At 47.3% G+C, this 26822-nt stretch carries 20 protein-coding genes; 3 read left to right on the top strand and 17 right to left on the bottom strand.

All coding sequences use genetic code 11. The annotated features are described in order from the left end of the window. Positions 1-27: 27 nt before the first annotated feature. From SGRA_RS11110 to lepA, 5 genes are read right to left on the bottom strand one after another with little or no spacing between them, the layout of a single operon-like run. Entirely contained in the window at positions 28-1239 is a 1212-nt protein-coding gene (locus tag SGRA_RS11110) for a murein hydrolase activator EnvC family protein (RefSeq protein ID WP_041329631.1), read from the bottom strand. Continuing rightward, positions 1208-2092: a lipoprotein insertase outer membrane protein LolB1 gene (lolB1, locus tag SGRA_RS11105; RefSeq protein ID WP_483475595.1), complete on the bottom strand. Its 885-nt coding sequence runs from the start codon at positions 2090-2092 to the stop codon at positions 1208-1210. Before lolB1 ends, SGRA_RS11110 begins: the two co-directional genes overlap by 32 nt. A gap of 52 nt (positions 2093-2144) precedes the next feature. Next, positions 2145-3860: a tetratricopeptide repeat protein gene (locus SGRA_RS11100; protein ID WP_015692779.1), complete on the bottom strand. Its 1716-nt coding sequence runs from the start codon at positions 3858-3860 to the stop codon at positions 2145-2147. A gap of 30 nt (positions 3861-3890) precedes the next feature. Further along, positions 3891-4289, bottom strand: a complete 399-nt coding sequence (locus SGRA_RS11095) for a (deoxy)nucleoside triphosphate pyrophosphohydrolase (RefSeq protein ID WP_015692778.1) — start codon at positions 4287-4289, stop codon at positions 3891-3893. A 10-nt stretch (positions 4290-4299) separates the two neighbouring features. Next, positions 4300-6090 (bottom strand): translation elongation factor 4, encoded by a 1791-nt coding sequence (gene lepA / locus SGRA_RS11090; RefSeq protein WP_015692777.1) that lies wholly within the window; start codon positions 6088-6090, stop codon positions 4300-4302. A gap of 100 nt (positions 6091-6190) precedes the next feature. Here lepA and SGRA_RS11085 point away from each other — a divergent pair, with 100 nt between their 5' ends. After that, positions 6191-6376: a hypothetical protein gene (locus SGRA_RS11085; protein WP_015692776.1), complete on the top strand. Its 186-nt coding sequence runs from the start codon at positions 6191-6193 to the stop codon at positions 6374-6376. 134 nt (positions 6377-6510) lie between these two features. Here the strand turns inward: SGRA_RS11085 and SGRA_RS11080 are convergent, their stop codons facing one another. Then, positions 6511-7647: a glycosyltransferase family 4 protein gene (locus SGRA_RS11080; protein WP_015692775.1), complete on the bottom strand. Its 1137-nt coding sequence runs from the start codon at positions 7645-7647 to the stop codon at positions 6511-6513. A gap of 12 nt (positions 7648-7659) precedes the next feature. Further along, complete coding sequence (locus SGRA_RS11075; RefSeq protein WP_015692774.1) at positions 7660-9558, bottom strand: OmpA family protein; 1899 nt, start codon at positions 9556-9558, stop codon at positions 7660-7662. Positions 9559-10429: 871 nt separating this feature from the next. Here SGRA_RS11075 and SGRA_RS11065 point away from each other — a divergent pair. Beyond that, complete coding sequence (locus SGRA_RS11065) at positions 10430-13396, top strand: M16 family metallopeptidase (protein WP_041329630.1); 2967 nt, start codon at positions 10430-10432, stop codon at positions 13394-13396. A gap of 267 nt (positions 13397-13663) precedes the next feature. Here the strand turns inward: SGRA_RS11065 and SGRA_RS11060 are convergent, their stop codons facing one another. The 5 genes from SGRA_RS11060 to SGRA_RS11035 all read right to left on the bottom strand — a co-directional run bounded on the left by SGRA_RS11060 (position 13664) and on the right by SGRA_RS11035 (position 19880). Continuing rightward, complete coding sequence (locus SGRA_RS11060) at positions 13664-14740, bottom strand: HpaII family restriction endonuclease (protein WP_015692770.1); 1077 nt, start codon at positions 14738-14740, stop codon at positions 13664-13666. 12 nt (positions 14741-14752) lie between these two features. Further along, complete coding sequence (locus SGRA_RS11055) at positions 14753-16009, bottom strand: DNA cytosine methyltransferase (RefSeq protein ID WP_015692769.1); 1257 nt, start codon at positions 16007-16009, stop codon at positions 14753-14755. A 71-nt stretch (positions 16010-16080) separates the two neighbouring features. Further along, on the bottom strand, positions 16081-16758 hold the full coding sequence (locus SGRA_RS11050) for a leucine-rich repeat domain-containing protein (protein ID WP_015692768.1): 678 nt from the start codon (positions 16756-16758) through the stop codon (positions 16081-16083). Positions 16759-17088: 330 nt separating this feature from the next. Beyond that, a complete protein-coding gene (locus SGRA_RS11040) occupies positions 17089-19170 on the bottom strand; it encodes a hypothetical protein (protein ID WP_015692766.1) in 2082 nt (693 codons plus the stop codon). A gap of 146 nt (positions 19171-19316) precedes the next feature. Then, on the bottom strand, positions 19317-19880 hold the full coding sequence (locus SGRA_RS11035) for a hypothetical protein (protein WP_015692765.1): 564 nt from the start codon (positions 19878-19880) through the stop codon (positions 19317-19319). Between the two features lie 115 nt (positions 19881-19995). Between SGRA_RS11035 and SGRA_RS20565 the strand changes: the two genes are divergently transcribed. Continuing rightward, positions 19996-20169 (top strand): FeoB-associated Cys-rich membrane protein, encoded by a 174-nt coding sequence (locus SGRA_RS20565; protein ID WP_015692764.1) that lies wholly within the window; start codon positions 19996-19998, stop codon positions 20167-20169. 160 nt (positions 20170-20329) lie between these two features. Here SGRA_RS20565 and SGRA_RS11030 read toward each other — a convergent pair whose 3' ends face one another. From SGRA_RS11030 to SGRA_RS11005, 5 genes are all read right to left on the bottom strand, one after another. Next, positions 20330-21685, bottom strand: a complete 1356-nt coding sequence (locus SGRA_RS11030; RefSeq protein WP_015692763.1) for a zinc-binding metallopeptidase family protein — start codon at positions 21683-21685, stop codon at positions 20330-20332. Positions 21686-21705: 20 nt separating this feature from the next. Continuing rightward, complete coding sequence (locus SGRA_RS11025; protein ID WP_041329629.1) at positions 21706-23367, bottom strand: ABC transporter permease; 1662 nt, start codon at positions 23365-23367, stop codon at positions 21706-21708. A 1338-nt stretch (positions 23368-24705) separates the two neighbouring features. Next, the gene (locus SGRA_RS11015) at positions 24706-25023 is read right to left on the bottom strand and encodes an SCP2 sterol-binding domain-containing protein (RefSeq protein ID WP_015692760.1); all 318 of its coding nucleotides are present in this window, start codon (positions 25021-25023) and stop codon (positions 24706-24708) included. Between the two features lie 51 nt (positions 25024-25074). Further along, complete coding sequence (locus SGRA_RS11010; RefSeq protein WP_015692759.1) at positions 25075-25908, bottom strand: alpha/beta hydrolase; 834 nt, start codon at positions 25906-25908, stop codon at positions 25075-25077. Between the two features lie 76 nt (positions 25909-25984). Next, on the bottom strand, positions 25985-26698 hold the full coding sequence (locus SGRA_RS11005; RefSeq protein ID WP_002658211.1) for a S24 family peptidase: 714 nt from the start codon (positions 26696-26698) through the stop codon (positions 25985-25987). Positions 26699-26822: the final 124 nt, after the last annotated feature.

Here is a 26822-nt window from a genome sequence, read left to right as displayed (position 1 = left end):
CTATATAACTTCGAGTTCGTTCAAAATCTAAGGGCGTAACCACTGTTGTGGGTTCAGTTTTTTCTTGCCCTCCCATAATTCAAAATGCAGGATATAGGTTCCTGATTGCGGGTCTTTGCTCACTTCGGCCAATTGCTGGCCCGCACTTACTTTTTGTCCAGCTTTTACTTTGGCGTTTTGGATATGGGCGTAAGAGCTATAATAATTGGCATGTTGGACCAATATTGCTTTTCCGCTGCCGGGTATCTCAAAAAGGCTGACCACTCGTCCGTCGGCAATGCTACGGACACTCGCCTTGGCCGCTGTTCGATAATCTACTCCATTGTTTTCTAAATATACTTCTTCAAAAAGAGGGTGTCTTCTTCGGCCAAAGGCGGCAATGATGCTACCGTTTACGGGGGCGGGAAGTTTCCCTTTTTTAGATTTAAATTGTTGATTACTACTTGTTTTGTAGCTATTGCTACTACCTCCGTCTTCATAGACTCGGGCTTTCTTTTTGGCGGCGAGCATTTGGGCCTGAATAGCGGCTTCAATGTTTCGGTTGAGCTGTTTTTTCTGCCGTTCTTTGGCTTTTAGGGCCTGCCGCAAGCTGCCTTCTTTGCGCTTAAGCGATTTGAGTAATTGGTCCTTATCGCTCAGTTCTTCTTCTAGTTGTAGCTGCTGTTCTTTGGTGGCGATGAGCAGTTGTTCTTGCTCGATGCGCTTTTTTTCTAGTTGGGCCAATTCCTCGGCTTCTTTATCGGCGGTTTTTTGCAAGAGCAGGGCTTGTCGCCGCCGTTTCTCCTCCAATTCTTTAAGGTAAATGCTTTGGCGGTAAGAGCGGCTCCAGCCACTAAAGCTCAACCAATTTCCCCAATAGGAGCTGGTCTTTTTGGTTTTGTAGAGCTCCACTAACACCTTTTTATAGCTGGCCTTAAAAGCGGATAATTGGCCTTGTAGTTCGGCCAGTTTACCCTCTCTTTCCTTGGTTTCGGCGGCCAATTGGGCCTGTTCTTTTTCCAAAACCTCCAAGAGCTCTTGCCGCTGCTCCAACTGCTTTTGCAAAGAGGCCAATTCTTCTACGGTTTGGCTTTTGTTGCTGGCGGTTTGGTCCAATAAAGAGGCCGTTTGCGCAATTTGTTGGCTCAGGCGCTTGCGTTTGGCCAATAGCTCGGCCCGACTCTGCCCGAGCAAGGGCAGGGTCCACAAACATATCAATAAACAAATGCTACTGCTTATAGCCATTAATCCATTGCTCATAATGATCGGGCACCTTAAAACGCATGCGCTGCGGCTCGTTTAATTCTATTTTCTTCAAATCAATCTTCAAATATACGGATTTTCCCGCTGCATTTTGGGCCTCCAAGATCTTTGTAAAAGCCAAATATTTCCCATTTACCTCCTGATAATCCTCAAAAGTAACGGTCATATATTCCGCTTCCGTCCGCTGAATACGGCTTTTCCGAATCCGATAATCAGCATCCAACCAGAGCTGCAGTTGCCCATCCTTTGGCAGGGGGCTCGTCAAATGATAATACTGACTATCCTGCTTTAATTTGAAATCTAAACGCTCCAGCAAAATCGGGTTCCCCAAGAGCAAATCTTGCAGTTCTCGCAGGCTCAAACTCACCCCCAATTGCTCTTCCAGTTTGCCATAAGGCTCTGCCCGATATTCATTGGCCTGTCGATTTAAGGTCTCCAAACGGTCTTTAGAAATCTGCAAACGCAGGCCCTCTACACTCACTTTTTTAAAGGTCATCCAAATCAGGCTATCCCTTCGCATCCTCATTTTCAGACTAAAAGAAAGGTTTTCTTCTTCAGTCTTCAGTTTGCCCTTACCCTTGGCCTCCAACCACTCAAAATCCAGATATTGGGCTTTTAAGCGATTGAGCAGCTCTTTTTTCGTCCGCTCTTCAGTCTTTTTGGCCAAGCGCTCGCCAGATTTACAAGCGCCCAAGCTGAGCACTAAAAAGAAGAAAAGTAGGAATTCTAAGTACTGTTTTTTTGGGCCTCCGCAGCAAGCTGCGGCGCTACGCTGCGGGGCTCGCTGCTCGCTCGGCCCTTCGGCGGCTTGGCCGCCTCGGTCTGCCCCTGCGGGGCACCCGCTCCGCATCGCTAGGCCGCTGCCGCCTAGGGCGGCTAGGGCCGTTTTTCTTCGCACAGATTTACTCATATAAGCTCTTGCTTTCAATTTTCCGCTCTAATATAGTCGAGACGCTCCCCAGTTCTTTGGCTTTTTTCCAAGCCGTAAGGGCACCCTCCATATCTCCCATTTTAAACAACAGATCGCCATATTGTTCTTGCAAAAGCGGATTTCGTTCGCCCCCATTGTCAAAGGCTTTTCCAAATTCTTTTTTGGCCCCTCTAAAGTCGTTTTTCAAATAGGCCAAACGGGCGGCAATGCCCAAATAAAGCGGATTATAGGCATCTTCTTTCAGTAGGGTTTTGCTCATTTTTTCTACCTCCTCCAAAGACTTATTTTGGGCCAATAAACTTTGGCAATAGCTGGCCATAGGCGCAGGCGCCTTGGGTAAAATAGCCCGAGCTTGCTCAAATTGCTTTTCGGCCTCTGTATATTTCTTTTGCCCAGCCAAGGCTTGCCCCAAGGCCGCCTGCGCATGCGCCTTGAGCTGCTGCTGGTCAAAGGCCCGCTCAATGGCTCTTTTTAGGCTTTTGCCTGCTGCGGTATAATCCTCTAGTTGGTTTTGGGCCAATCCCTGATAGTAATAGCCTAGGGCTTGGGCAGGAAACAAACTCACACATTCCTGGGCCGTTTTCAATAAGGCTTGACTATTCTGTAAGCGGTTGTAGCTCGCCATCAATTGCCCCCAAATGGGCAGTTGGTTTTTGTTTTGGGCCAGGGCTTCCTCATAAGCTTGGGCGGCTAGGCCATATTTTCTATCCTGGCTGAGCAAATCGCCATAGAGCAGGCTCGCCTGCGCATAGCCCGGATGCTGCTGAAGAATATTTTTGGCCAAACGCTGCAAACTTGGTCCATCAATTTGGCTATTGCCCGATAAATAGGCATTGACCAAGGGTTCTAAGACTTTTATCTTGGCCAAAGGCGGTTGTCCCCCATCGGCAAAGACCTGTTCTAGGGCCTTTAAGTAGCGGGGGTAATCCCCCTCGGCCCGAAAAACCTCGGCCATGGCAATGTTCGCATCGGCTTGTTTGGGATCTAGGGCCAATACTTCTTTATAGCTGGCTTTGGCTTCTTTTTCTAAACCCAAGCGTTCTTGGTATTGGGCCAAAAGCAAATAATGCTCCGCAGAGGGGGGCAGCTTCTTTTGTAGCTCTTCCAACTCTTTGAGCGCCTTTTTATCCTTCCCCATTTGAGCATAAATCTTATGCCGCTTGAGGTAGTAATCTGCTTTAGGGCCTTTCTCTTTTTCTAGGCGGTCATAGACCTTAAGGGCCATTTTTTGGTCCTTATCTCGGAGCAAATAGAAAATCCAATCATGAAAGTAGCGTTCTTCTTTATTCTCTTTGACCAGATCCTCATAAAGTTTGGCCGCCTCCTTATGTTTGCCCTGTTTACTTAGCGCTTTGGCATAGGCCGTCAAATAAATGGGTTCTTTTGGGGCGAGCTCATGGCAACGGGCCAAGGCCTTCAGCGCTTCTTCGGGCTGCTTAAGCTCCTCATAGATTTCGGCCATTTGGTAGTAGGGCGCAGTCAATTTGGGCGCCTTTTCTACAATTTCCTTATAGCGGGCTAATGCCTCGCTGCTATTGCCCAAAATCTTTTCTCTAGAGGCCTCAATAAATTGTTTTTGCAAGAGTATTTCGGCTTCTTCTGGCCGTTGCTCCTCTGCCTTTTGTGCTTGGCCCAATTGGCTAGCCAAAAGTGCAGAAGACAACAACATGTATTTGAGTATAGACATAAGTATAAAGATTTTTAAAGGGAGGACTCCTTAATCCAACTGCTCCAACAAGGCCTTGGCAATGGGAATATCGGCCTGAGAGAGGCTATAATTTAATAGCTCTTGGGGCAAAACCCAAGCCAGTTGAGCATGCTCCAAAGCTTGGGGTACTCCTTGAACAGACTTGATCCAATAGGCCCGCAAACGAATTGTTTTTTGGGGCTTATAGGGGTGCAGGCTCTCCATAAAGAAGGGACCAATTTGGGCCTGAACGCCAAACTCCTCCTCCATTTCTCGGGCCAAAGCCTGGGGCTCCGTTTCTTGGGCCTCTAGCTTTCCGCCTGGAAACTCCCATTGGCCCGCAAATGATTGGCCTGTAGCTCGTTGGGCTAAAAAAAAGCGGCCATCTGCTCTTTGCCAGATGGCCGCCACAACTGTGATGATTTTCATAAACTTAGGCTTAATCTCCTAATTTGAGAACGTCGAGGAAAGCCTTTTGTGGAACCTGAACATTCCCCACCTCTCTCATGCGCTTTTTACCCGCTTTCTGCTTTTCGAGGAGTTTACGCTTACGGCTAATATCTCCACCATAACATTTTGCGGTTACATCCTTACGGAGGGCCGAAATGGTTTCTCGAGCGACAATCTTGGCCCCAATAGCTGCCTGAATGGCAATCTGGAACTGCTGTCTGGGTAAAATCTCTTTGAGGCGCTTACAAAGACGGCGGCCAAAAGCAGCAGCCTTATCTCGGTGAATTAAGCTAGAGAAGGCATCTACGGCCTCGCTATTGAGTTTGATATCGAGTTTGACCAAATCAGAAGCTCGATAATCAATAGGCGTATAATCAAAAGAGGCATATCCTCTAGAAATTGTTTTTAGCTTATCGTAGAAATCAAAAACGATTTCTGCCAAGGGCAATTCAAAGGTGAGTTCTACGCGGTTGGTGGTAAGATAGACCTGATTCTTAATCATCCCCCGTTTTTCCATACAAAGGCCCATAATTGGTCCAATATAATCTGGAGAAGTAATAATTTGAGCTTGGATATAAGGCTCTTCTACTCGGTCCAAAACCGTGGGGTCAGGCAATTCGGAAGGGTTATTCACGATAATCTCCTCCCCTTTTTTGTTGTAGGCAAAATAACCTACGTTGGGTACGGTGGTAATGACATTTTGGTCAAACTCTCGCTCCAAGCGCTCTTGGATAATCTCCAAATGCAGCATCCCTAAGAAACCACAGCGGAAACCAAAGCCCAATGCGGCTGAAGTTTCGGGGGCAAAGATGAGTGAAGCATCATTGAGCTGTAGTTTTTCGAGGGCATCGCGAAGGTCCTCAAAATCGTCATTATCAATAGGGAAAATACCGGCAAAAACCATAGGTTTTACTTCCTCAAACCCCTTTACGGGAGTGGGGGTGGGATTTTCTTGCAAAGTGAGCGTATCTCCCACTTTGATATCACTAGAGTCCTTAGTTCCTGTAATTACATAACCTACCGCCCCTGCAGATAGCTCTTTTTCGGGCTGTTGGATCATTTTGAGTACGCCGATTTCATTGGCTTGCAAGTTCTTTTTATTGCTAAAGAACTGCACCATATCATTTTTGCGAATCTTGCCATTGAAAATACGGAAATAAGCAATAACGCCCCGGTACTTATCAAAGACAGAATCGAAAATCATGGCTTGTAGGGGAGCTTCGGGGTCGCCTTCGGGGGCGGGAATCCGATTGATAATTGCCTCAAAGATTTTGTCTACCCCTTCTCCAGTTTTACCGCTGGCGGTCAAAATATCATCGGGATCGCAGCCAAGCAAATCAATGACCTCTTCTGATACTTCTTCGACCATAGCCGAGGGCATATCAATTTTGTTGAGGACCGGAATAATTTCTAGGTCGTGCTCAATGGCCAAATAGAGGTTAGAAATAGTTTGGGCCTGTACGCCTTGAGTAGCATCTACCAAAAGGAGGGCCCCCTCACAGGCGGCAATAGAGCGAGAAACCTCATAAGAGAAATCTACGTGGCCGGGGGTATCGATGAGGTTGAAGATATAGGTTTCTCCCTCATGTTCATGTTGAATTTGGATAGCGTGGGCCTTAATGGTAATCCCTCTTTCTCTTTCGAGGTCCATATCATCTAAGGCTTGGCTTTGCATTTCACGTTCAGAGATGGCGTTGGTCATCTCGAGCATACGGTCGGCCAAGGTACTTTTTCCGTGGTCGATATGGGCAATAATGCAGAAATTGCGAATATTTTTCATGTAATCTACTTAGTCTCAAAATGGAAAAAACGGGCAAATAGGGCCGTTTTTTTAATGAAAATCATCAAAAGGTGTTGGTCTACAAAAATAGGGGAAAACTATGGCATTGAAGAATTTTAGTCTTGAAATTGCTAGAATTCGGCTATTCTGGCCCTTCTGCGCTTTGCAGGCGGCTTTGCCGCCGCAGGCCACAACAAGCCCTTTAGGGCGTCTTCGACGACCAAAGGGAGTAACCGATGTGCAGCAGTGCGGCGAAGCCGCCATGGCCGAAGGCCAAACGGCCTAGCGATGCGGCGGGGTGGCCGAAGGCCAGACCGAGCCAGCTTGCTGGCGAAGGGCCGAGCGAATAGCGAGCCCCAAAGCGTAGCGCCGCAAGGCGAAGCCGCAGCGGAGGCCCCAAAAACTACTAAATTTATACCTTTAGAGCTGTTTTTTTTGCTTGCGATTGATCAGATAAAAGGAAAAGCTAGTGAGTAAAACGGCAATCAATAGCAAGACTAAAAGGAGTTCTAGGCTGCCCAAAAACTGCAACTGAAAGGCAATGCCAATGAAAAGCAGATTGACGAGGGCCAAAATGGCGGTGGCTTGCATATGGCTACAGCCCAGATCGATGAGAATATGATGAATATGCGTGCGATCGGGTTGGAAGGGCGATTTGCCGCGCATGGCCCTAAGGCTAAAGACCCTGAGGGTATCAAAAAGGGGAATAATCAGGATGGCGATCGCTACGGCTGGCACCGATTCGATATAGCAATGCTCATGCGGCAACTTATTGCTCTCGATAAAAGAAATGGCCAAAACCGAGAGGGTGAGGCCCAGCAAAAGCGAGCCCGTATCGCCCATAAAAATCTCGGCGGGACTGGCATTATAATAAAGGAAAGCGGCCAATGAGCCCAGCATAGCAAAGGCCAAAATGGCCAAATCGAGTCGGCCAAACTGATAGAACCAAAGGCCTAGGGCTCCGCAGCAAATGATGCCAATCGTGGCGGCCAAGCCATTGATGCCATCAATGAGATTGAGGGCGTTGATAATGACCAACATACTGAAGACCGAAAGCGGGGCCGCCAAGGCATAGGGAATATCATTGATCCCAAAAATACCATAAAGACTGCTGAGATAGATGCCTGCTTTGAAAACCAAAATACAGGCGGCCACAATTTGGCCCAAAAACTTTTTGACGGGGCTGAGCGGGATAATATCATCCTTGGCCCCAATCAGGAAAATGATGATATAGGCGCAAAGGACATATTGTACGTAGCGGTGGGCCGGATAAGCGGCACTATCAAAGGGGATCCAGAAGGTAATTGAAAAAATAAGGCCTGCAAAAATGCCCAAACCGCCAAGGGTGGGAATGCTTCGGCTGTGCGAACGGCGTTCGCCAGGTTCATCGCAAAGATTCTTTTCTATGGCCACTTTAATAATAGAAGGGATGGCAAAAAAGGTAATAATAAAGGCCGTAATGAAGCTCGGGATGAGGTCAAACATAAGTCGTTGGTTGGTCCAAAAAAAAGCAGAAGCGCCCGCAAGGGAGATGCTTCTGCTTTGTTCTTTTATCAATAGATCGCCATTTTAGTAGGCTCTCTGTACGCGAATTTCTGCGCGGCGGTTTTTAGATTTACTGCCCTCTACATTGGGGGCAATGGGGTAGCGCTCTCCATAAGCATTAAACTTGAGGCGGCGATCATCTACCCCGGCGCCACTGATATAGCGGAGGATAGATTTTGCTCGGCGTTCAGAAAGCTCTAGGTTATAAACTTCCGAACCATCTGCATCGGCATGGCCAGCCACCTGTAGTTCCAAAATGGCGCAGCGGCGCATGGCTTCTACAATGCGGTTGAGGGCGCGAAGTGAGTTGGCATCGGCTTGGCCAGCATCATAATCAAAATAGATAGCGGCCCGAAGCTCGCTGAGGTCCAATTGCTGGCAGTAGGCCGCTTCTTGAGGGCTTAGTTGCTTGACAGGCGCATAACCCGTAAGGTTGCTATTGGCAAACTTATCAGAAACGGGATTACCCAGGCTGATTCCTCCTGTGCGTGCGCCAGAAGGGTCGGGATTAGAGCCCCAAGCCCAGAGGTTGTTTTCGGTATCTACTTTTTGCCCATTGGCATAAAGGAAGCCATCATCGCCAATGTTCATGACTTCATCATTTTCATTGAGGATTTGGCCTTTTTCTAGGCGGTAACCGCCTGTAGTGGTCAATTTTTCTTCTGTTTTGGCATTCATGATGTTTCCATCTACATCAATTTCTAGAACATTGCCAAACTTATCTTGGATGGTTTTACCGCCATTGGTGGTGGTATAGCCTTTCTCATTGAAGTCGCTTTGTGTGCGTACGGCATCCACCAAAGCCTTGAGGCTATCCAATTGTTTTTTAGGCATGGGACAACCTGCATACTCATCGGTGCCATAATAATCGGGGCAGATATCTAGGGCATCTTGCACGCCATCGCCATCGGCATCGGGGCAGCCATTGGCTGTAAATGAGCCGGCTTCATTGGGGCAAAGATCATCCGCATCAGCAATGCCATCGCCATCGGCATCCTCGCCGCCGCCCATACCATCGGGGCAACCATTTTCATTTTCAGAATAGATATCTGGGCAATTATCTTCTGGGTCAATAATGCCATCATAATCACTATCTGCACAACCTTCTAGGTTAGCAAAACCTGCTTGTTGTGGACATTTATCATCAATATCCTTGATGCCATCGCCATCGCTATCGGGGCAGCCCATTGTTTTTTGAGAGCCATAAATATCGGGACAAAGGTCATTTTCATCGGGCACGCCATCATAATCGCGGTCGGGCGCTTTGGGTCCCTCCTGCTTGGCCAGCTCAATAAATTCTGTATTATCCGTTTTCTTTTGGGTTTTGCCCAACTGCACGGTCAAACCAATAGAATGGTGCAAAACACCAATCATTTCTTGGCCATCAGGCAAGAGAAAATGCGGATTATAATTCGATTGGGCCGTAATCGTTAGGGGCGTTTTGGGCAAATGATAATGAAAGCCCAAACCAACCGGCACGTACAGGCTCCAATTGGCAAAATCACCATAACTGCTTCCGCCAACACCCACTTTAAAGAAGGGCACAAAAGCCGAGTTTTTATCCATAATGCCTCCGTCTAAGCGGAAACGCAGGGCCATTTGGCCCGACAAAAAGTTGCTGCGGTTGCCATAATTTCCCTGATCTGCGGCCAAAGCCGAGGCAGAATCTAGCGGATGAGCCAAACGAGCAAAATTAGTCTCTACGCCTAGGTCAAAGTAACTACCAATACGGCGCATCAAAGAGAGCTCTACGCCCGTCCCATACTTTTCGGGGGCAAAAAGATCGGTTCCTTCTAGGGCATAAAAACTATAGGCCCCCGGATAAATACCAAGGCCCCAAGGATTTCGAGCAGACTGTGCTTGCAAGTTGCTGCCATTGTAGACCAACAGGGCCAACAACAACAAATAAGAAAACTGTTTCATAAGAATAGGTATAGCTATACTTTTTAAGGTTTGAAGAGGCGTCCCTCTCCCAAGGTTCGAAGATACAAAGCTTTTTGCGGATTTGCGGACTCGCAGCTCCTTTTTTACATTTTCCAAAGCGCTGAAGGACTCCTTTTCAAGGCCCTAAGTCCTTTGTTTTTTCTTGTTTTTTTGGGGGCCTCCCGCCTTTGGCGGGCGCTACGTTCCGCAGCTCGCTGTTCGCTCGGCCCTTCGTCGCTTCGCTCCTCGGTCTGGCCTGACGGCCACTGCTGCACATCGCTAGGCCGCTCATCTTTAGTTGTTGCTTTGGGCTATTTTCTTCGGCCTTTTTTAGCCCCTTCTGCAAGAAAGTTAAGCTCGCTTAGCAGCAAAATATTGGATACGGTTGTATTTTTTGCTTAAGATTCTGCAGCCTAAAGGCCGCAGCCAATCATGTTGGGCCATCATTCTGCTCGCCGCAGCGGCTTAAAAGCCCCTGCTCCATTGGAGAAAGGCCGCAGCCATCCGATTTTCAGGTCTTGCGGCTTTTAAGCTGCAAGCCATGGGATCGCTAAAAGCTAGCTAATTCGGGTCTAATCTGGCTGCGGGTTTCAACCCGCAGTAATGGCCGAAGGCCAAACGGCCTAGCGATGCGGCGGGGTGGCCGCAGGCCAGACCGAGCTTTTGAGCAAAGCGAAAAAGCGAAGGGCCGAGCAGACCTGCGAGCCCCAAAGCGTAGCGCCCGCCGAAGGCGGGAGGCCCCTTCTCATCCAATAAAATCTGTAATTGATCTAATAAAAGAACAAGGACCTAAAGAGCCTTAGAGATATTTGTATCTTTAGCTAGTAGAAAAGTGAATACTATTATTTTACCCATAGAATTAGACTAGCCTATGTCCTCAAAAATTAGCATCTTTAGCTGCCTACTCAGTTTATGTTGTCTGAGTTGGAGTTGTAGTCCATCCGAAAAAAAGACAGAAGAAAAAGAAATGACAAAGTATCAATACGAAACGGTAGAGAATGACCCTTTGGGGACCAAAATCTATACCCTCAAAAATGGCCTGAAGGTCTATATGAGCGTCAATAAAGACGAGCCACGTATCCAAACTTATATTGCCACTCGTGCAGGTTCTAAGAATGACCCCGCCGATGCAACCGGTTTGGCCCACTACCTAGAGCATATGCTCTTTAAGGGCAGCTCTAAAATTGGAGCCTTAGATTGGGAGAAAGAAAAACCCATGTTGGACCAAATTTCGGCCCTTTATGAAGAGCATTTCAAGGCCGATCCAGAAGCCCGCAAAACCATCTATAAAAAGATTGATAGCATCTCTTTTGAGGCCGCCAAATTGGTTGCCGCCAATGAGTATGACAAAATGATTTCGCAATTGGGGGCCAAAGGGACCAATGCCTACACCTCTTTGGACCAAACCGTTTATGTGAATGATATTCCATCTAACGAACTAGAGCGTTGGATGAAAGTAGAGTCAGAGCGCTTTGGCGAATTGGTTCTTCGTCTCTTTCATACCGAGCTAGAAGCCGTTTATGAAGAGTTTAATATTGGGCAGAGCAATGATGGCCGCAAGGTTTTTCAGGCCTTTATGTCGGGCCTACTCCCCAACCACCCTTATGGCACACAAACGACCATTGGAACCAGCGAGCACCTCAAGCGTCCCTCTATGGTTAAGATCCATGAGTTCTTTAACACCTACTATGTGCCTAACAATATGGCCATCGTTTTGGCTGGAGACTTTGATCCCGACCAAACCGTAGAACTGATTGAAAAGTACTTTGGGGGCTATGAAAGCAAAGAGGTTCCCCAATTTGAGAAAAAGCCATTGCCCGAGCGCAAAGAAATGGTTGTCAAAGAAGTAATTGGCCAAGAAGCCGCTGTTCTCGATATGGGTTGGGTGGCTCCTGGCGCAGGTACAGATGAGGCCTTAATCGCAGATATTGCCATGGGCATTTTGTCGAATGGCAAAGCCGGTTTGATTGACCTTAACTTGGTCCAAAAACAAGCCGTAGGAAGCAATAGTATGGCCTTTTGCTGGACCGCCAACGATTATTCTTTCTTGGGTATTTATGCCTACCCCAAACCTGGCCAAAGCCTAGAAGAAGCTAAGGAGTTGGTCTTGGAACAGGTTCGCAAGCTCAAAGCTGGCGAATTTGAAGACTGGATGATTGAAGCGGTAATCAATGATATGGAATATCGTTACCAAAAGTCATTGGAAAGCAACCGTGGCCGTGCTGGCCAAATGCTCGATGCCTTTATTAGCAATCAGGATTGGGCCAAAGTAAGCAAAAAGTTTGCTCGCATGCGCAAATTTAGCAAGCAGCAAATTACCGACTTTGCCAAAACCTATATGGGCGAAGATAATGGGGTAGTGGTCTTCAAAAGAGAAGGCAAAGACAACAATATTGCTAAGGTAGACAAGCCCAGCATTACCGCCGTAGAGCCCGCTAAAGATACGCTTTCTACTTTCCGCCAAGCTTTTGAGGAAATGCCTAGCCAAAACCTCAGCCCTCAGTTTGTCGATTTCAAAGAAGCTATTCAACAGAGCCAACTCAAAGGGAAGATTCCTTTTGACTATGTACAGAACAAGACCAACGAGACCTTTAGCCTCTATTATATCCTTGAAATGGGCTCACAAAATGATAAGGTCTTGCCTATTGCCGTTCGTTATCTTCCCTTCTTGGGCACCGATAAGTACAGCCCAGAGCAACTGCAACAAGAGTTCTTCAAGTTGGGTCTCAGCTTCGATGTATACACCAGTGGAGATGTTAGCTATGTGACCCTTCGCGGTCTAGATCGCTCTTTCCAAGAAGGGGTAGCGCTCTTTGAGCACATTTTGGCCAATGCTCAACCCAATGAGGAAGCGCTCAAGAATCTAGTGGCCCAAATCAAAAAGGACCGCCTAGATGCCAAAAAGGACAAGCGTCAGATCCTCAACAATGCCATGTTTAACTATGCTCGCTATGGCGAAAAATCGCCCTTTAGAGATATCTTGAGCTTTGAGGAAATGGATGCCTTGACTGCCGAGCAATTGGTGGCCAAAATCAAGAGCTTGACCCAATACGAGCATTCGGTATTTTATTATGGTAGCCAAGAGCAGGCAGATATTGCCAAGGTTTTGGAAATGGAGCACAAAATTGCCGACCAGTTGCTTCCTTGTCCCAAACGTCCCGATTATAAGGAGCTAGCCACCGAAAAGGACCAGGTAATTTTCGTTCCTTTTGCGGGCATGCCTCAGGCCGAAATCATGATGGTGTCTAAGGGGACCGAAGGCTTCAATCTAGAAGAAAACATCATGTCGCAGCTCTACAATGAGTACTTTGGCGCAGGTTTGTCTTCTATTGTTTTCCAAGAAATCCGTGAAAAGCGCGCTTTGGCTTATTCTGCCTATGCCTTCAACAGCTCACCCGTTCGTGCCGATGATTCGCATTATTTCCGTGCCTTTGTAGGTACTCAATCAGATAAGATCAAGCAGGCAATTCCGGCCATGAAAGGCATTATCGAGGAAGTTCCTCTGGTAGAGGATCAGCTCAACAATGCGATTGGGGCCATCCTCAAAAAGCTAGAAGCGGACCGCCTCAAGGGCTCTGATGTTTATTGGACCTACCGCAGCAACAAAAAGCGCGGCTACGCCCAAGATCTCCGCAAAGACCGCTATGAGTTCTTCTCTGGCCTCAATGTAGAGGGCAAAGGCGGTGTAGAGGCCTTCAATAAATTTCATGAAAACAAGATCAAAGACCGCAAATACACGGTTTTGGTCCTTGGCGATAAGAGCCGCATGGATACCGACTATCTCAAATCTTTGGGCGATTATAAAGAGCTCTCTGTAGATCAGGTATTTGGTTATTAAGCTGTTTTGGGGCCTCCGCTGCGGCTTCGCCTTGCGGCGCTACGTTTCGCAGCTCGCTTTTCGCTCGGCCCTGCGGCGGCTTTGCCGCCTAGGTCTGGCCTTCGGCCACTGCTACACATCGGTTACTCCCTTTGGTCGTCGAACTGCGCCCTAAAGGGCTTGTTGTGGCCGACGGCCCTTCGGGCCTATTCTAGCCTAGGTCTGGCCCCAAAAGCTAGCCCCCAGTTTTGCAAATGCAAAACTGGGGGCTTTTTTTATGTTTGGGGGTTAGTTGCTAAAGCGTATCTGTATATTGAGATTAAAATAGTTTTCTCCCCCTTCTCTATAAATAAGGCCAAAACCATGACGACTACTACTAGGCGTATCTAACTTTGTATTATGAAAAAGATAATCTTCAAACTGATTGCGATCATAGATATGGTAACAAACTAATTCTCCATCATTACGAACAACAATATATCCTCCTCCAGCATCAAAACGACCATCCCAAACTGTATTGGGCGTCATTCCTAGTGCGACATCAGTTAAAAATCGCTTGATCTTATACTCATAGAAATGCTGCCCTTCTATCTCTGGAAAACCCAGTGGATTTTCTATTCTAAGCTGTTCTACTAGATCTGTAATCTTGCTGCTCTTAGCCCTTCCACTATAATAAATGAGTAATAATGCTGCTATAATTTGAGGTAGTGCACTATCAATTAAACAGAGGTTATTAGCAAATGTCTGGTTTTGAATGGTTGTAAATACAAGTTGCCCAACCTCTTCATAAATGGCCTCTATCCTCTTTTTTATCTTAGAAGAAGTACTAATCTTATTGATTGACTCAGCATTTACTTCTTGAGGCAGCCAGAACTGAAAATTTGTTGCTTTACTTGCATTAAGTAAAGTTGACGGATTTCCCAACTGCGATTTAATGCTAAACCCTAATTTCGAAGAACGTGCAACCCTATAATCATAGATAAGTACTTCAATATCTTTTTTTGAAGACGATTTAGCCTTTAAACTCAAGCAATGAATTGTAGATAAAAAAGGAATAGCCTCTTCAATAAGAAATGTTCCTTTTGGAGCCTGACGAATGCCATCTAGTACAACGGTCTTTATAGCCTCAAACTCCTCTAAAGGGATCTCAACTTGCTCCTCTCCGTCTATAAGCAAAACAGATTTTTGATCTGAGTTAATATGATATTCCTTAAGCCCATCTTTCTCGGATCGATAGACGGCTTCAACAATATACTCAAAGTCTGTTGCTACTAGATGTGCATCTCCTTGAGGCAAAACACCATCTGAAATTAGCTTGAGTAAAGTATAGATTTCACTCCACTCTCCTTTATTTCCCTTCTTCATCCCCTTGCGCCCTTAGTCTTTTTGAAAGAATGGCTCTAGCTCCATTACAATTTTTTCTGCAGTAGCTTTTATTGCGGGTACGGCTACAGAATTTCCAAACTGCTTATATGCTGCTGCATCTGAAACTGGAATAATATAGTTATCTGGAAACCCTTGCAGTCTAGCCCATTCTCTTGGGGTCATTTTTCTGATCCCTTCACGATTCACCTCTCCTTTAATATTGGTAACAGGAGTAAAATTTGTCAATCTATGATCAAGTACCAAGTTGCGTTCTCTTCCCATCCCACCACAAACAACAGCATTCGCAATCTCATCATCTGCAATAATTTGATAGCCAAACCCATTGCCTTTTTGAGCATGTCGTTCCTTGTGTTTTCTTAAAGTATCCAAATAAGTTTCTGACAGATAGTACTTTACCGAAACCTCTTCCTCCTCTTTAATATCAGAAAAAGTAACCTCTTCATTTAATGCTTTAGGATATTCAAATGCTACTTCATTGGCTATGTCTTCTCTAAAACCCACAATAAAAATTCGCTCTCTATTTTGAGGCACACCAAAATCTCTTGCATTTACAACCTGAGGATCTGGAACAGAATAACCTAAATCTTCTCTCAAGACATGTAAAATAGTGCTTAAGGTCTTTCCCTTATCATGATTTCTCAACCCCTTTACATTCTCCAGGAAAATAGCCTTAGGCTTTTTACGACGGATGATTTCTGCTACATCAAAAAATAAGGTTCCTCGAGTGTCTTCAAAACCTCCACGCTTACCTGCAATGGAAAAAGCCTGGCAGGGAAATCCAGCACAAAGAATATCAAAATCATCTGGTATTTGAGATTTTACGCTCTCCTTCGTAATATCTCCAAAAGGATACTCCCCAAAATTGGTATAATAGGTCTTTTGGGCCTGCTTGTCCCACTCACTAGAAAAGACACACTCCCCCCCCAAGGATTGAAGTGCTAAACGAAAGCCCCCGATTCCTGCAAATAAGTCTATAAACTTGAACTTAGCAGGTTGTGCTGGCGGAAATGGAACATCTAAATTATTCGGCGTAAATAGCTTATACTGCAATGCTTTTTCTTCCAGTAAGGCCTCTATCTTTTCTAACTTATTAAAACTAAACTCTTTTATCTGAGTATAAAGCGCTGTAGAACTTACCTCTTTTGCTTCATATAATTGGTGAGTTAAAACAGCTAAGTCAAAAAAGCGCTGAGGATCTTTACTTTTTTGAGTTTCTACCAATAGCGCATTCAGTATTGTATTCAACATGGTTTATCCTGCTTCCTTTAATAGGTAAAACATTTTGTTTCAAATATAGCGATTTATATTTGCTTATTCCTCTAAAACTCAAATTTAGAGCTCAAACGCCCCCAACGCAGCCCTACCCTAGCCGGCAAATGGGTCAAATTAGCCGGTAGTTGGTAGGCAAAGACGCTGGGGTCTAGGGCCAAGGTTTTTAAATTGGGGAGCTCAGCCAGCCAAGTGGGTAGTTCTAGGAGATAGGGGTTTTCCGCTAGGTCTAGGGTTTGTAGAGCAGACATATAACGCATGCTTTCTGGTAGCTCCCGCAATTGATTGTTGGGCAATAAGAGGGTTTTCAACTTCTTGAGCTCTCCCATGCTTTGGGGCAGCTGCTGCAACTGATTGTTTTTTAGGCCCAAACTGCGCAAGGCTTGAAGCTGGCCCAGACTTTCGGGCAAAGTTTGCAAACCCAAAGCATGCAACTCCAAAATCCCCAAACGCTGAAAAATGGCAATGACCGCAGGCAATGCTAGCAACTCCTCTTCTTCTATACTCATGGCATATATTTGCCGACAAGCTGGCAACAGTTGCTCAAAACTAGCTCCCTCCCATTGCTGTAGGTTGGGACGGCTCTCGCCTAAGGCCAATAACTGCTTAATTCCCTGGGCCAAGGGCTCCAAGGATATAGCATTGGCCTGCGCCAATTGTAGGCCCAATTCCCAGTTGCTGGGCAAAGGACTACTAAATAGCTGTAAGAGTTTATCTATTGCTGACATACTTCTTTTTCTGCGTCCTACAGGCCCAATAGGGCCGCAGGCAATAGCCAGACTTAATCACACTCACTTTTATAGTTTGCAGCAATTTTCGGCTAGTCGGCCCTATTTTTCTCGACCATAGCGAAGGCTATGCCCTTAAAAAATAGCTGGCCTAGCCAAAAATTCATAACAAACTATGGCCAAAGCAGCGCAATTAAATCTGGCTGAGGGGCTGTAGCAGGGCCGCCGAAGGCGGCAGACCAAAGCCCGAAGGGCTGCAGGGCCGAGCAGACCTGCGAGCTGCGCAATGGCCCGACCCGCCCGCAGGGCGGGGCAGCCCCAAATTATCATTTAATAACTTCCGTAATAGCGACGCAAGAACCACTCGAGGCTCAAGAGGCCGAGGATCAAGAAAAAGATCCATTTGAGGTGGATGAGGCCCTGCGTTTTTAGGCTATCAAATAGGACGGGTTTGGCTAGGCCCTTTTGGTCAATTTCTGCCGCAAGTTGGTCCAACTGATCGCTAAAATAGAGCTTGCCGCCCGTTTGTTCACTCATGGCATAAAGCAAGTCATGCCGGGCCTGGGTCTCGAAGCGCTCTAGCTGCAAGGCCTGCACACTAAATTGCCCCTCGGCCGTGAAGGACTCGCCATTGTAGCTAGTCTTGGCCTTGAAGCGGTAGTTCCCCTCGGGAAAAATACCCGCATCTAGGGCATAGGCCTGCTTCTCATTTTTGGCCAAGGTGAAGTTAAATTCCTTGCCCTCCTCATCATAAATATTTAGAAAGGCATCGGGTTCATTGACCCGCTCATAGCTGCTATTATAAAGCTCGGCGGCAAAGCGGATGCGCTCATTTTCGCCATAAACGCTTTGGGTAGCCATGGCCCGAAAACGACGCTTATCGGCCTTGACGCTGAGATACTGAATCGTTTGACTAATCAGCTCATCAAAGAGATCAAAGTTTTTGTGCTGCACATAATCAAAGATGCGCCACTTCCAGAGGCCTTCGGCGGCCAAAACGCCCTGCCGCAGATTGCCCTCTTCGCCAACGAGCAAGAGCGGATAATCGGTGCTGACACTGCCCACTCGTTGCTTGAACAAAATATCGGCATCGCCACGGGCGGTAAATTCGCCAAAGGGGGCCTGCATAGGCGGCAGTTGCGCCCCAATATCGGCCCATTTCTCATTGAGGGTAAAGGCCCTAAAGTTGGGCGCTGCAATAGGCGTTACCTCATTGGCATCTCCATTGCCCAAAGCGCGGATACTGAGTAGGTTCTGGGCCTGATTATAAGCGGCCAGATCGGTTTGTGCCCCCACTACAAAAGCATGGGGAATCTTGTCTTTTTTTAGGGCATTGAGCTGGGCCGTAATGGGGTAAACCGCAGAGGGCAACTGATGCAAAAGGACCAAATCATAATCCTTGAGCCGCCCCTTGAAATCCTTGGGATAAGCCAGCTCTATCTCATAGTTTTTATTGCCTTCTACCACCCGACGAAAGACCCCCAAATCGGGATGGGGCGAATGGGCCAATAATAAGATCTTTTGACGAGCATCTAGGACTTCGATATAAATTTTCTTGCGGTTGTTGCTTTTGCTATACTCCCCTTCTACCGGACTCAAACTCAGCTCATAGCTTTGTAGGCCCACTTTGTCGGCAGGCAGCTCAAACTCAATGGTCTGGAAAAAGTCTTTCTCCTTAATGTTAATATTCTCTTGATACAAGACCCTTTGGCCCTGCCGCAATTCTAGGCGACTTAGTTGGCCCGCACAGTTATTGGCCGCCACATCTAGTTGCACACTAAATTTATCGCCCAAATAGGCAATTTGGTTATTATAGACCTCCTTGATATAAAGGTCTTTTTTAGGCAAACTATCGCCCAAAGCAATAGTATAGATGGGCGTATTGAGTTGGCCCGCAGCATAAATGGGGTTGTTGCCTTGGTTGTAAATTCCATCCGAAGCGAGAATAACCGTGGCCAAATCCTGATTGCCATAAAGGGCAGAAAGCTCCTGCATCAGGGCCGATAGGTTACTACTAGGGTCCGTAAATTTAAAATCAATACCCGGCCGCACCTCCTGCCCAAAGGCGTAGGTCTCCAGCTCATAATCGGCGCCCAGTTTTTCTTGCAAGGCACGGATTTGAGCGGCATATTTCGCCGAATCTACCTCATCGACCAAAGAGCTAGACTGATCTTGGGCCAATACCACAATGGGTTTCTTTTGCTCCACAACTCGGTTTCGCATGACGGGCTCTAAGAGCAATAAGCAGATGATGAAAACGGCCAAAAACCGCAGCCCCATCAAGAGCGGATTGAGCCAGCGAGTCGCCTCGCCAAAACGACGGTCTTTGAGGTACAAGGCCGCAGCATAAGCTGCAGCCGTGAGCAAACAAAAAAGGATAAAGTAGGTCGGATATTGAAAAACAATATTCACAGTGTTCTATATTTTAAGTGAAGCTAGGCAAGTAGATACTTTTGTATCTCTTGGGGCCTCCCGCAGCAAGCTGCGGGCGGTTACTCCCGATGGTCGTCGAACTGCGCCCTGAAGGGCTTGTTGTGGCCGACGGCCCTTCGGGCCTACTATTTAGCCGCTTGATTATAATCGGCAATGAGGCGCTCAAGATCTCGCTTTTTGTATTCCTTTTGCTGAATTTTGGCCACAATTTCTGGCTGATCGGCCAAATAGGCGGCCAGTTGTTTGCGAAAACGGCGAAAAACCACTTCTTCCATTTCCCCTTTGCGCTCTAAATAGGTTTGGGTGTAGCCAATAGAGCCCTCAGTATTATAATATTCATAGAGCTTTACTTTGACCTTGCCCGGATTGAGCCGACGCATAAAGACGGCATAGCCCATATCCAGCTTATGCCGCCCCTTAGGATGATAGACCTTAGACTCAAAGTAGTAGGGAGCCCCTGCAGCATGCCAAGATTTAATATCTTTGGCCTTATAGACTTTAGTTTCGCCCGTTTCGGCTTCTTTAAATTTGACCATTACCGAGCTTTTGCCTGGGGTAAAGCCGCCCACAACTTTGCCGTAGAGGGTATCATAGCTAATAGTAATGATAAAGTCTTGGGGGGCATCTTGGGCCCATAGCCCCCAAAAAGGAAGGGCCAGAAAGAGCAAACTCAATAGGGATTTCAACATAAAATAGCAGTTTTAGCGTCTACCTTAAACGGTTTTGCGCCCTTTAAGTTAAGAGGATAGACAGGATTTTACAACCCCCTCTCTTTTTTTAAGGGTTCTATAAAAAATTTAGTGTATGGGAATACAAGATTATATCGTTTGGGCCATTGGCCTTTTGGCCCTAGCCTATTTAGTTTGGCATTTTTGGCCCAAACAGAAGGCGCCTGGCTGTGCCGGCGGCTGTAGCGACTGCTCTCAGGTAGATTGGCAGGCCCTGACCGAAAAGGCCGAAAGAGAAATGAAGGCCTAAGGCCTAGCCAAGGCCCTCGGCCCAGCGCTGCGGAGGGGGGGCGCATAGCGCCAGACCAAGGCGGCAAAGCCGCCGCAGGGCCGAGCAGACCTGCGAGCCCCGCAGCATAGCGGCGGCCCAGCTAGGCTTTGCCTAGCTGGGCGCGGGCCCCAAATCCCTATTAAAACAACAGCCTTTCGAGTAGTTGTTCGTAGAACTGAAGGCCCCGCATGAAGTTGTCTAGGCCCAAACGCTCATCTTCTTGCTTAGACAAGCGCAAACGCTCTGCCGCATCAAAGCGCCAAGGCGAAAAATGATAATATTGCTCGCAAAAAGGCTGTAAATTAGCCCGATAGCAGCTTGTTTTGGGCAGAACAGTGGGCAAGACTAAGGTCTTGGGAAAAATTTGGCGGACATGCGTCTGTAGTAACTCATAGGCAAAACCTTGCGTAAGGCTGAGCGTGCTATCGCCCCAACTCCTATGCTTAACTGAATCGACATATTGCCCAAGTTCACTAAAGTCGCTAGCCTGATAATGCGGGGCCAAGGGCTGTTGCAGGCGCAAATAACCCGCTTCTTCCTCCTTAATGGCGACCTCATTCTTCCAGGCCGATAATATGGGGCCTTGGCCCAAACTACTGCTGCTCCAATCGCCCAAATAGAAGCGATTGGCCCAAAGGAAACGCTTGACAAAAGGCAACTCTGGCCCCAAATAGGGATAAATGGCCTGATAAGCGGCCTGCTCCTGGCTCCAGTCATAAGTTTGCCCCTCTAGGTAATGTAAAGCGGCCTTCAATTGACTTTCATCGGCCTGCCAAATCTTGGTTTCTAGGGTTTGTACTTCTCCAATGGCCAAGGCCGCAATAGGAGCCCCAATGCCCATTTCGTTTTCTGTATAAATATCAGATTCTGGACCTAAAGCCAGCTCAAAACGAAGCCCTTTGCGCTTGAAGTAGCGGGCCGCTCGCTGGGCAGAAGCCCGATCTTTTGGGCCCATAAGCAAGTAAAAGCTGCGTTCGGGCCAGCTGTTTTCGGCTAGCTTCTGCTGAAAGACCTCTAAATAAGCTATGGCGTTGGCCATGCCTCTTTGACTGCCCAATCCCCAAATAAAAGCATCTTGTTGCTCCCCAGAGTAAGGGCCATGGGTCCAAGCCGGCAAGTTATCTAGCTCGGGCTCTTTAAACTGTATATAACTGACCGCCAAAAAGGGCAATAGCCGCAGGTCTCGGCCCTTCCAATGCAAAATTGTAAGGTTTTCGCCCAAAACAATGAGCTCGGTATTGGGGTGCTTAAGCAAACTAGGATAATAGCGGCGTAAAAAAGCCTCCCAGCTTAGGCTGTCCAGTTGCTGCTGCTTGGGCGAAGGCCGCTTGATGGCCAAGCTCAAACGTTTGGCAGCCTTTTTTAGCGAAAAGGCGGCCTTTTCGGGAGCGGGCGGGGCTGGCTGCATAGACCGCCAGCTTAGGGTATTAAATAATAGAAGGAGGAAAAAGATACTGGCCAAAAAAGCCAGAAAAAGCAGCAGTAGTTTTCGCATAGGTTGTCTGTTTTTGGGCGCTATTTAAAGCGGATGGCCTTGAGGGGGGCAATAGTCGCCACCAACCAAGAGGGAATAATCAAGACCAATAAGGTAAGCAACAAGGTCCCTAAATTGAGCAAAAAAATAGGCCAAAATTCTAATTGGACCGGAGCCACCGATACATAATAAAGGTCTTCGGGCAAGCGAATTAGGCCAAAGCTTTGCTGCAGGTAGCAAAGACCAATGCCCAAGAGGTTGCCCCAAAATAAGCCATAGATAATAATTTGGCTGGCCTTGTACAAGAAGAGTTGCCGAATGCTCCAGTTGCTGGCCCCCATAGCCTTGAGCAAACCAATCATGTTGGTGCGCTCCAAAATAAGGATCATCAAAGAGGTGGTCATATTGATGATAGAAACCAAAATCATGAGCAAAATAATAATGCGCTCGTTCATATCGGTCAAATTGAGCCAATCAAAAATATTGGGCTCTACTTCCTTGATGGTATTGGCAAACTGATCTTTGCCCATAAGGGTGTTGTAGTTGATATACTCCCCAAAAGCATCGAGATCGTCTATGTTTTCAACAAAGACCTCAAAGCCAGAAACCTGCTCGCTCAGCAAATAGTTGGGGCCTTGTAGGGCCTGCCAAGGGACAAAAATCGTTTTCTCCCAACGCAAATTGGCCGGAGCCTGATAAATGGCCCCAATGATAAAGCGATAGACGTATTTCTGCTCGCCAAAGTCAAGGTATTTTAGGCCAATGGTATCGCCTAGGGACCAGCCTCTGGCTCCCGCCAAAACCGAGGAGACAATTACAAGCTGGCTACTGCTGTCTGAAAAATCTGGAATCTGCCCCGCTTTGAGGTAGTTCTGAATGGCGGTTCGGCTTTCTGCAAAGCTAGCATTGGTCACGCCTTTGAGGTAGAGGTTTTCTTCATGTAGCTCCAAATCTGGCCCGTAGTTTCGGTAGGGCCGCCAGTTGTTGAGCTTCTGAATTTGACGCAGATCAACCAAGGCAAAACGACGGTCGTATTCCTCTAAACCTGTCTTAAATATCCCTTTGATTTTATATTTGCGCGCCTGAGAACTTCCATTTTGTACAAAGTAAATCCGAAAATCATCGCCAACTTTGAGGCTAAGCCGCCTAGCGGTCACCTCCGAAATAAGAATCTGATTGGCGTTTTCCTCGCTTTTAGGGTCTAGCAATTCTCCTTCTAAGAGGTAATTTTTCAGAAAGCTCCAGTCGTAGTCCTCCCCCACCCCACGCAAAATGATTCCCTCAATTTGCTGCTCGGTTTTAATGATGCCTTCTTTTTGGGCAAAGGCCTGTATATGTCGCAGCCCCCCTTGGGTTTGCCGTTCTTCTTCTTGGATCTCCCCCCGCCAATTGCTAGCCTGCTCTATATAATATATAGGTCCCCGCTGCCCCAAATCGGGATAATAGATTTGGTCTTTGTTCATCGGTTGGGCCTCAAAGGCATAGCTAGAGGGCGAGCTGCTGCTCGTAATATGAATGTGCCCCCAAAAGCCAAAGACTTTTTCTGAAATACTCGTTTTGAAGCCTCGCACGATGGCAGTGGCCAAAATCATGACGGTCACCGAGAGGGCAATGGCCAAAATGGCGATGCGCATAATGGTCTTTGAAAAAGAGGGGCCTGCCCCCAACCCTAATCGACGGGCGATAAATATGGCAATGTTCAAGGAAAAGGATGTTTTTTGATGTTTTCTTTTGGGGCTGCCCCGCCCTGCGGGCGGGTCGGGCTGTGTCGCAGCTCGCAAGTCTGCTCGGCCCTGCGCAAAAAAGCGCAAAGCGCTTTTTTGCTAGGTCTGGCCCTTCGGGCCACTGCTTTCCATCCCTCAGCCGCGGGCGCTTCGCGCCCTTCTGGACCAAAACGCCCTGCTTAGGGCTGTACTGCCTAAAAATACAACTTTCTACTAAAGTCAGTCTAACTCAAAGGGCCGCTCTTTAAAATTTTGTCTCTCTTATTGATAAATCAATGAATAATAATGAATGAGCAGGCCCTTTTGCTTTGGCTGAAGGAGATTCCCCCTGGCCATCTGGATCGTTACATTTGAGCTGGGGGATTCCCCCTAGCCATCTGGATCCTTACATTTGAGCTGGGGGATTCCCCCTAGCCATCTGGATCGTTACATTTAAGCTGGGGGATTCCCCCTAGCCATCTGGATCGTTACATTTGAGCTGGGGGATTCCCCCTAGCCATCTGGATCGTTACATTTAAGCTGGGGGATTCCCCCTAGCCATCTGGATCGTTACATTTAAGCTGGGGGATTCCCCCTAGCCATCTGGATCGTTACATTTGAGCTGGGGGATTCCCCCTAGCCATCTGGATCGTTACATTTAAGCTGGGGGATTCCCCCTAGCCATCTGGATCGTTACATTTGAGCTGGGGGATTCCCCACAGCCATCTGGATCCTTACATTTAGCTGTGGGGATTCCCCACAGCCGTCTGGATCCTTACATTTAACTGTGGGGATTCCCCACAGCCATCTGGATCCTTACATTTAGCTGTGGGGATTCCCCACAGCCATCTGGATCCTTACATTTAGCCGTGGGGATTCCCCACAGCCATCTGGATCCTTACATTTAGCCGTGGGGATTCCCCACAGCCATCTGGATCCTTACATTTAGCCGTGGGGGCATCTAAATGGTCCTATTGCTTTTTTCGGGTACGCCCCTACTAGCATTGATCGATAAGCGCTTAGGCGCTAAAATATGAAGCGGAGCCTTTTTTCATTCTAAAATTGGGGGCCGAAGCAGCAAGCCCAGAGAAAAAAAGGCCGTTGAGCGGCCCAGCGCTGCGGAGGGGTGGCCGAAGGCCAGACCAAAGCCGCCGCAGGCGGCTGCAGGGCCGAACAGCCCTGTGAGCCCCGCAGCATAGCGGCGGCCAAGCTAGGCTTTGCCTAGCTGGCCGCGGGCCCCAAACCCCAAACAAAAAGAAAAGCAGCAGGGGAAAAAATAGAAAAAGCCAGTACGCTAAAAAAGCATACTGGCTTTGGGTCCAGAGCATGGACAATCGGCTACATAAGGCCAAGCACCTTAGCAAACTTCATCATTTCGCTGAGGTTGCTAATCTTGAGTTTGCCAGTAAAGACCGCCATTTGGGGATTTTGTTTACCAGAAAGGATCTTGCTAAATACGCTATCAGAAGTTTTGATCACGCATTTGGGCTCATCTTCTAGACCTTCGATCACCTCTGCCTTACCGTCTTTAATACGGGCAGTAAAATTGCCTCCTTCTTCTCCAGAGATGAGGAAGTGGAACAAACTTTCTTTTCCCTCAATAGCTTCGGGGCTAATCTTAGAGGGGAGATCCATTAGGAATTCGCGAACATTCATAGTTATTCTATTTTTATTAGGTAGTGCTATATAATTTGGAGGGGGCGGCAACTACAGTTGGGCCTGCATCCACTGCCAAATATAAGCAAAAAGTTCATCTTGAAAAGCTTCATTGTGCAACTCATGATAGCCTGCCTCCCAAAGTTTGAGTTGGGCAATGGGATTGGCCTCGGCAAATTGGCGGCTCCCGAGGGGCGAGCAGATACGGTCGGCGCTACCATGGAGCAGCAAGGCGGGCTTTTTCAGTTGGGGGGCGGTTGCTAGGGCTTTTTGCCCCCATTCGATCATGCCGATGGCAGTTTCTGCGGAGATTTTGGTATGCACCAGCGGATCATTTTGATAGGCTTGGATGATCTTGGGGTCTTGGCAGAGGGCTTCTAGTTCTAGGCCATTTCCCTGCGAGAAAGCGGGATAAATCTTGCGCATCAGTTTGCCTAGAAAGAGTTGGATGGCGGGGGGCTCGAAAGCTAGGCGGAGCGCCGAGGAGGTAGCGATTACGCACTGAATAGGCACCTTAGGGTTTTGGATCATATAATTGAGGACCAGATTGCCGCCCATAGAGTGGCCATAGAGAAAAGTGGGCAAGCTATTAAACTTGCGTTGGCTTTCGGCCAGCAGTTGATCGATCTCCTTAAAGAGGTCCTCATATTTAGGCGTGTGGCCGCGTTGGCCTTCAGATTGGCCATGCCCGATGCGGTCGGAAGCCAGCAGGGCCCAGCCTCTTTGCGTAAAAAAGTGAGCGAGATGGGCATATCGGCCAATATGTTCGCCCAATCCGTGGACCAAAAGAACCACCCCTTTGGGGGCTTGCGTATTGGGAAGCCAGCCTTGGCCAAAGATCTTTTTGCCTTGGGCATTCTTCCAATGAAAGTTATAGGTTTGCATAGTTCAGTAAGTATAAAAAAGGACCTAAGGTGAAATTACCTTAGGTCCTTGAAAGATAAGAAAAACTAGCAGAAGATTAAGCTAGGCCGTGAGCGGTTAGGCGGGCCTTTACCTTTAGGATTTGGCGAATCTCCTCTAGATCGACTTGATAAGGGCGATAGACCTCATTATCGGAGAGCAATTCGAGGCCCACCACTTGGTTGCTATCGCTGTCTTTAATTCGGCGGATGCGTTTAGTGACTACTGTATCGGTAACTACCACATAGACCCCATTATCTCGGGGCATTTGGTTGCGTTCTAGGGCTTCGCAGATCACGAGATCGCCATTAGTAATATGTGGGAGCATACTATCTCCGCTAATTTCGAAGGCCAGCAGGGGGCCTTCTAGGCCGGGGACCGAAAAGCGTTTGAACTGCTCTAGGTACTCCTTACTATCTACTGCGAGGGCATAACCTGCCGAGGCCTTATCGGGCACTAGGGTAATATTATTACGGCCCTGGATAATCTTTTCGGCTAGAGAGTGAGTAGGGATTTCGTCGCTATCGCTATTATAGAGTTGCTCGCTACAGCCGAAGACAAAATTGGCGTTAATATCGAAATGCTCGACCAGCAGATTGATTTGCTTAACGGTTAGGCTGCGATCTCCTTTAAGGACATTATTGATCACATGATTATAGGTCTCCAGTTTATCGGCGAGATCTGATTTTCCTTTAATTTTATTACTTTTGGTCAGCTCATCATAGATAAGGCCGAAGCGTTGGTTGACGATATTTTTACTGAAGTCAGTCATATAGCTATAGAATTCGTTTGCGCCTAGCCAACTAGCAACATAAAGTTGCAATTAATAGAATAGTGGCCAAAGGAGCAACAAAAAGTTTTAAATACTTATGTTTCAAACAATTAGGCCTTAAAAT

The organism is Saprospira grandis str. Lewin (assembly GCF_000250635.1).
In the GTDB taxonomy this organism is placed as follows: domain Bacteria; phylum Bacteroidota; class Bacteroidia; order Chitinophagales; family Saprospiraceae; genus Saprospira; species Saprospira grandis.
The sequence above is the reverse complement of the archived record's forward strand: the minus strand, read 5'-3'. Positions and strand labels throughout refer to the sequence as shown.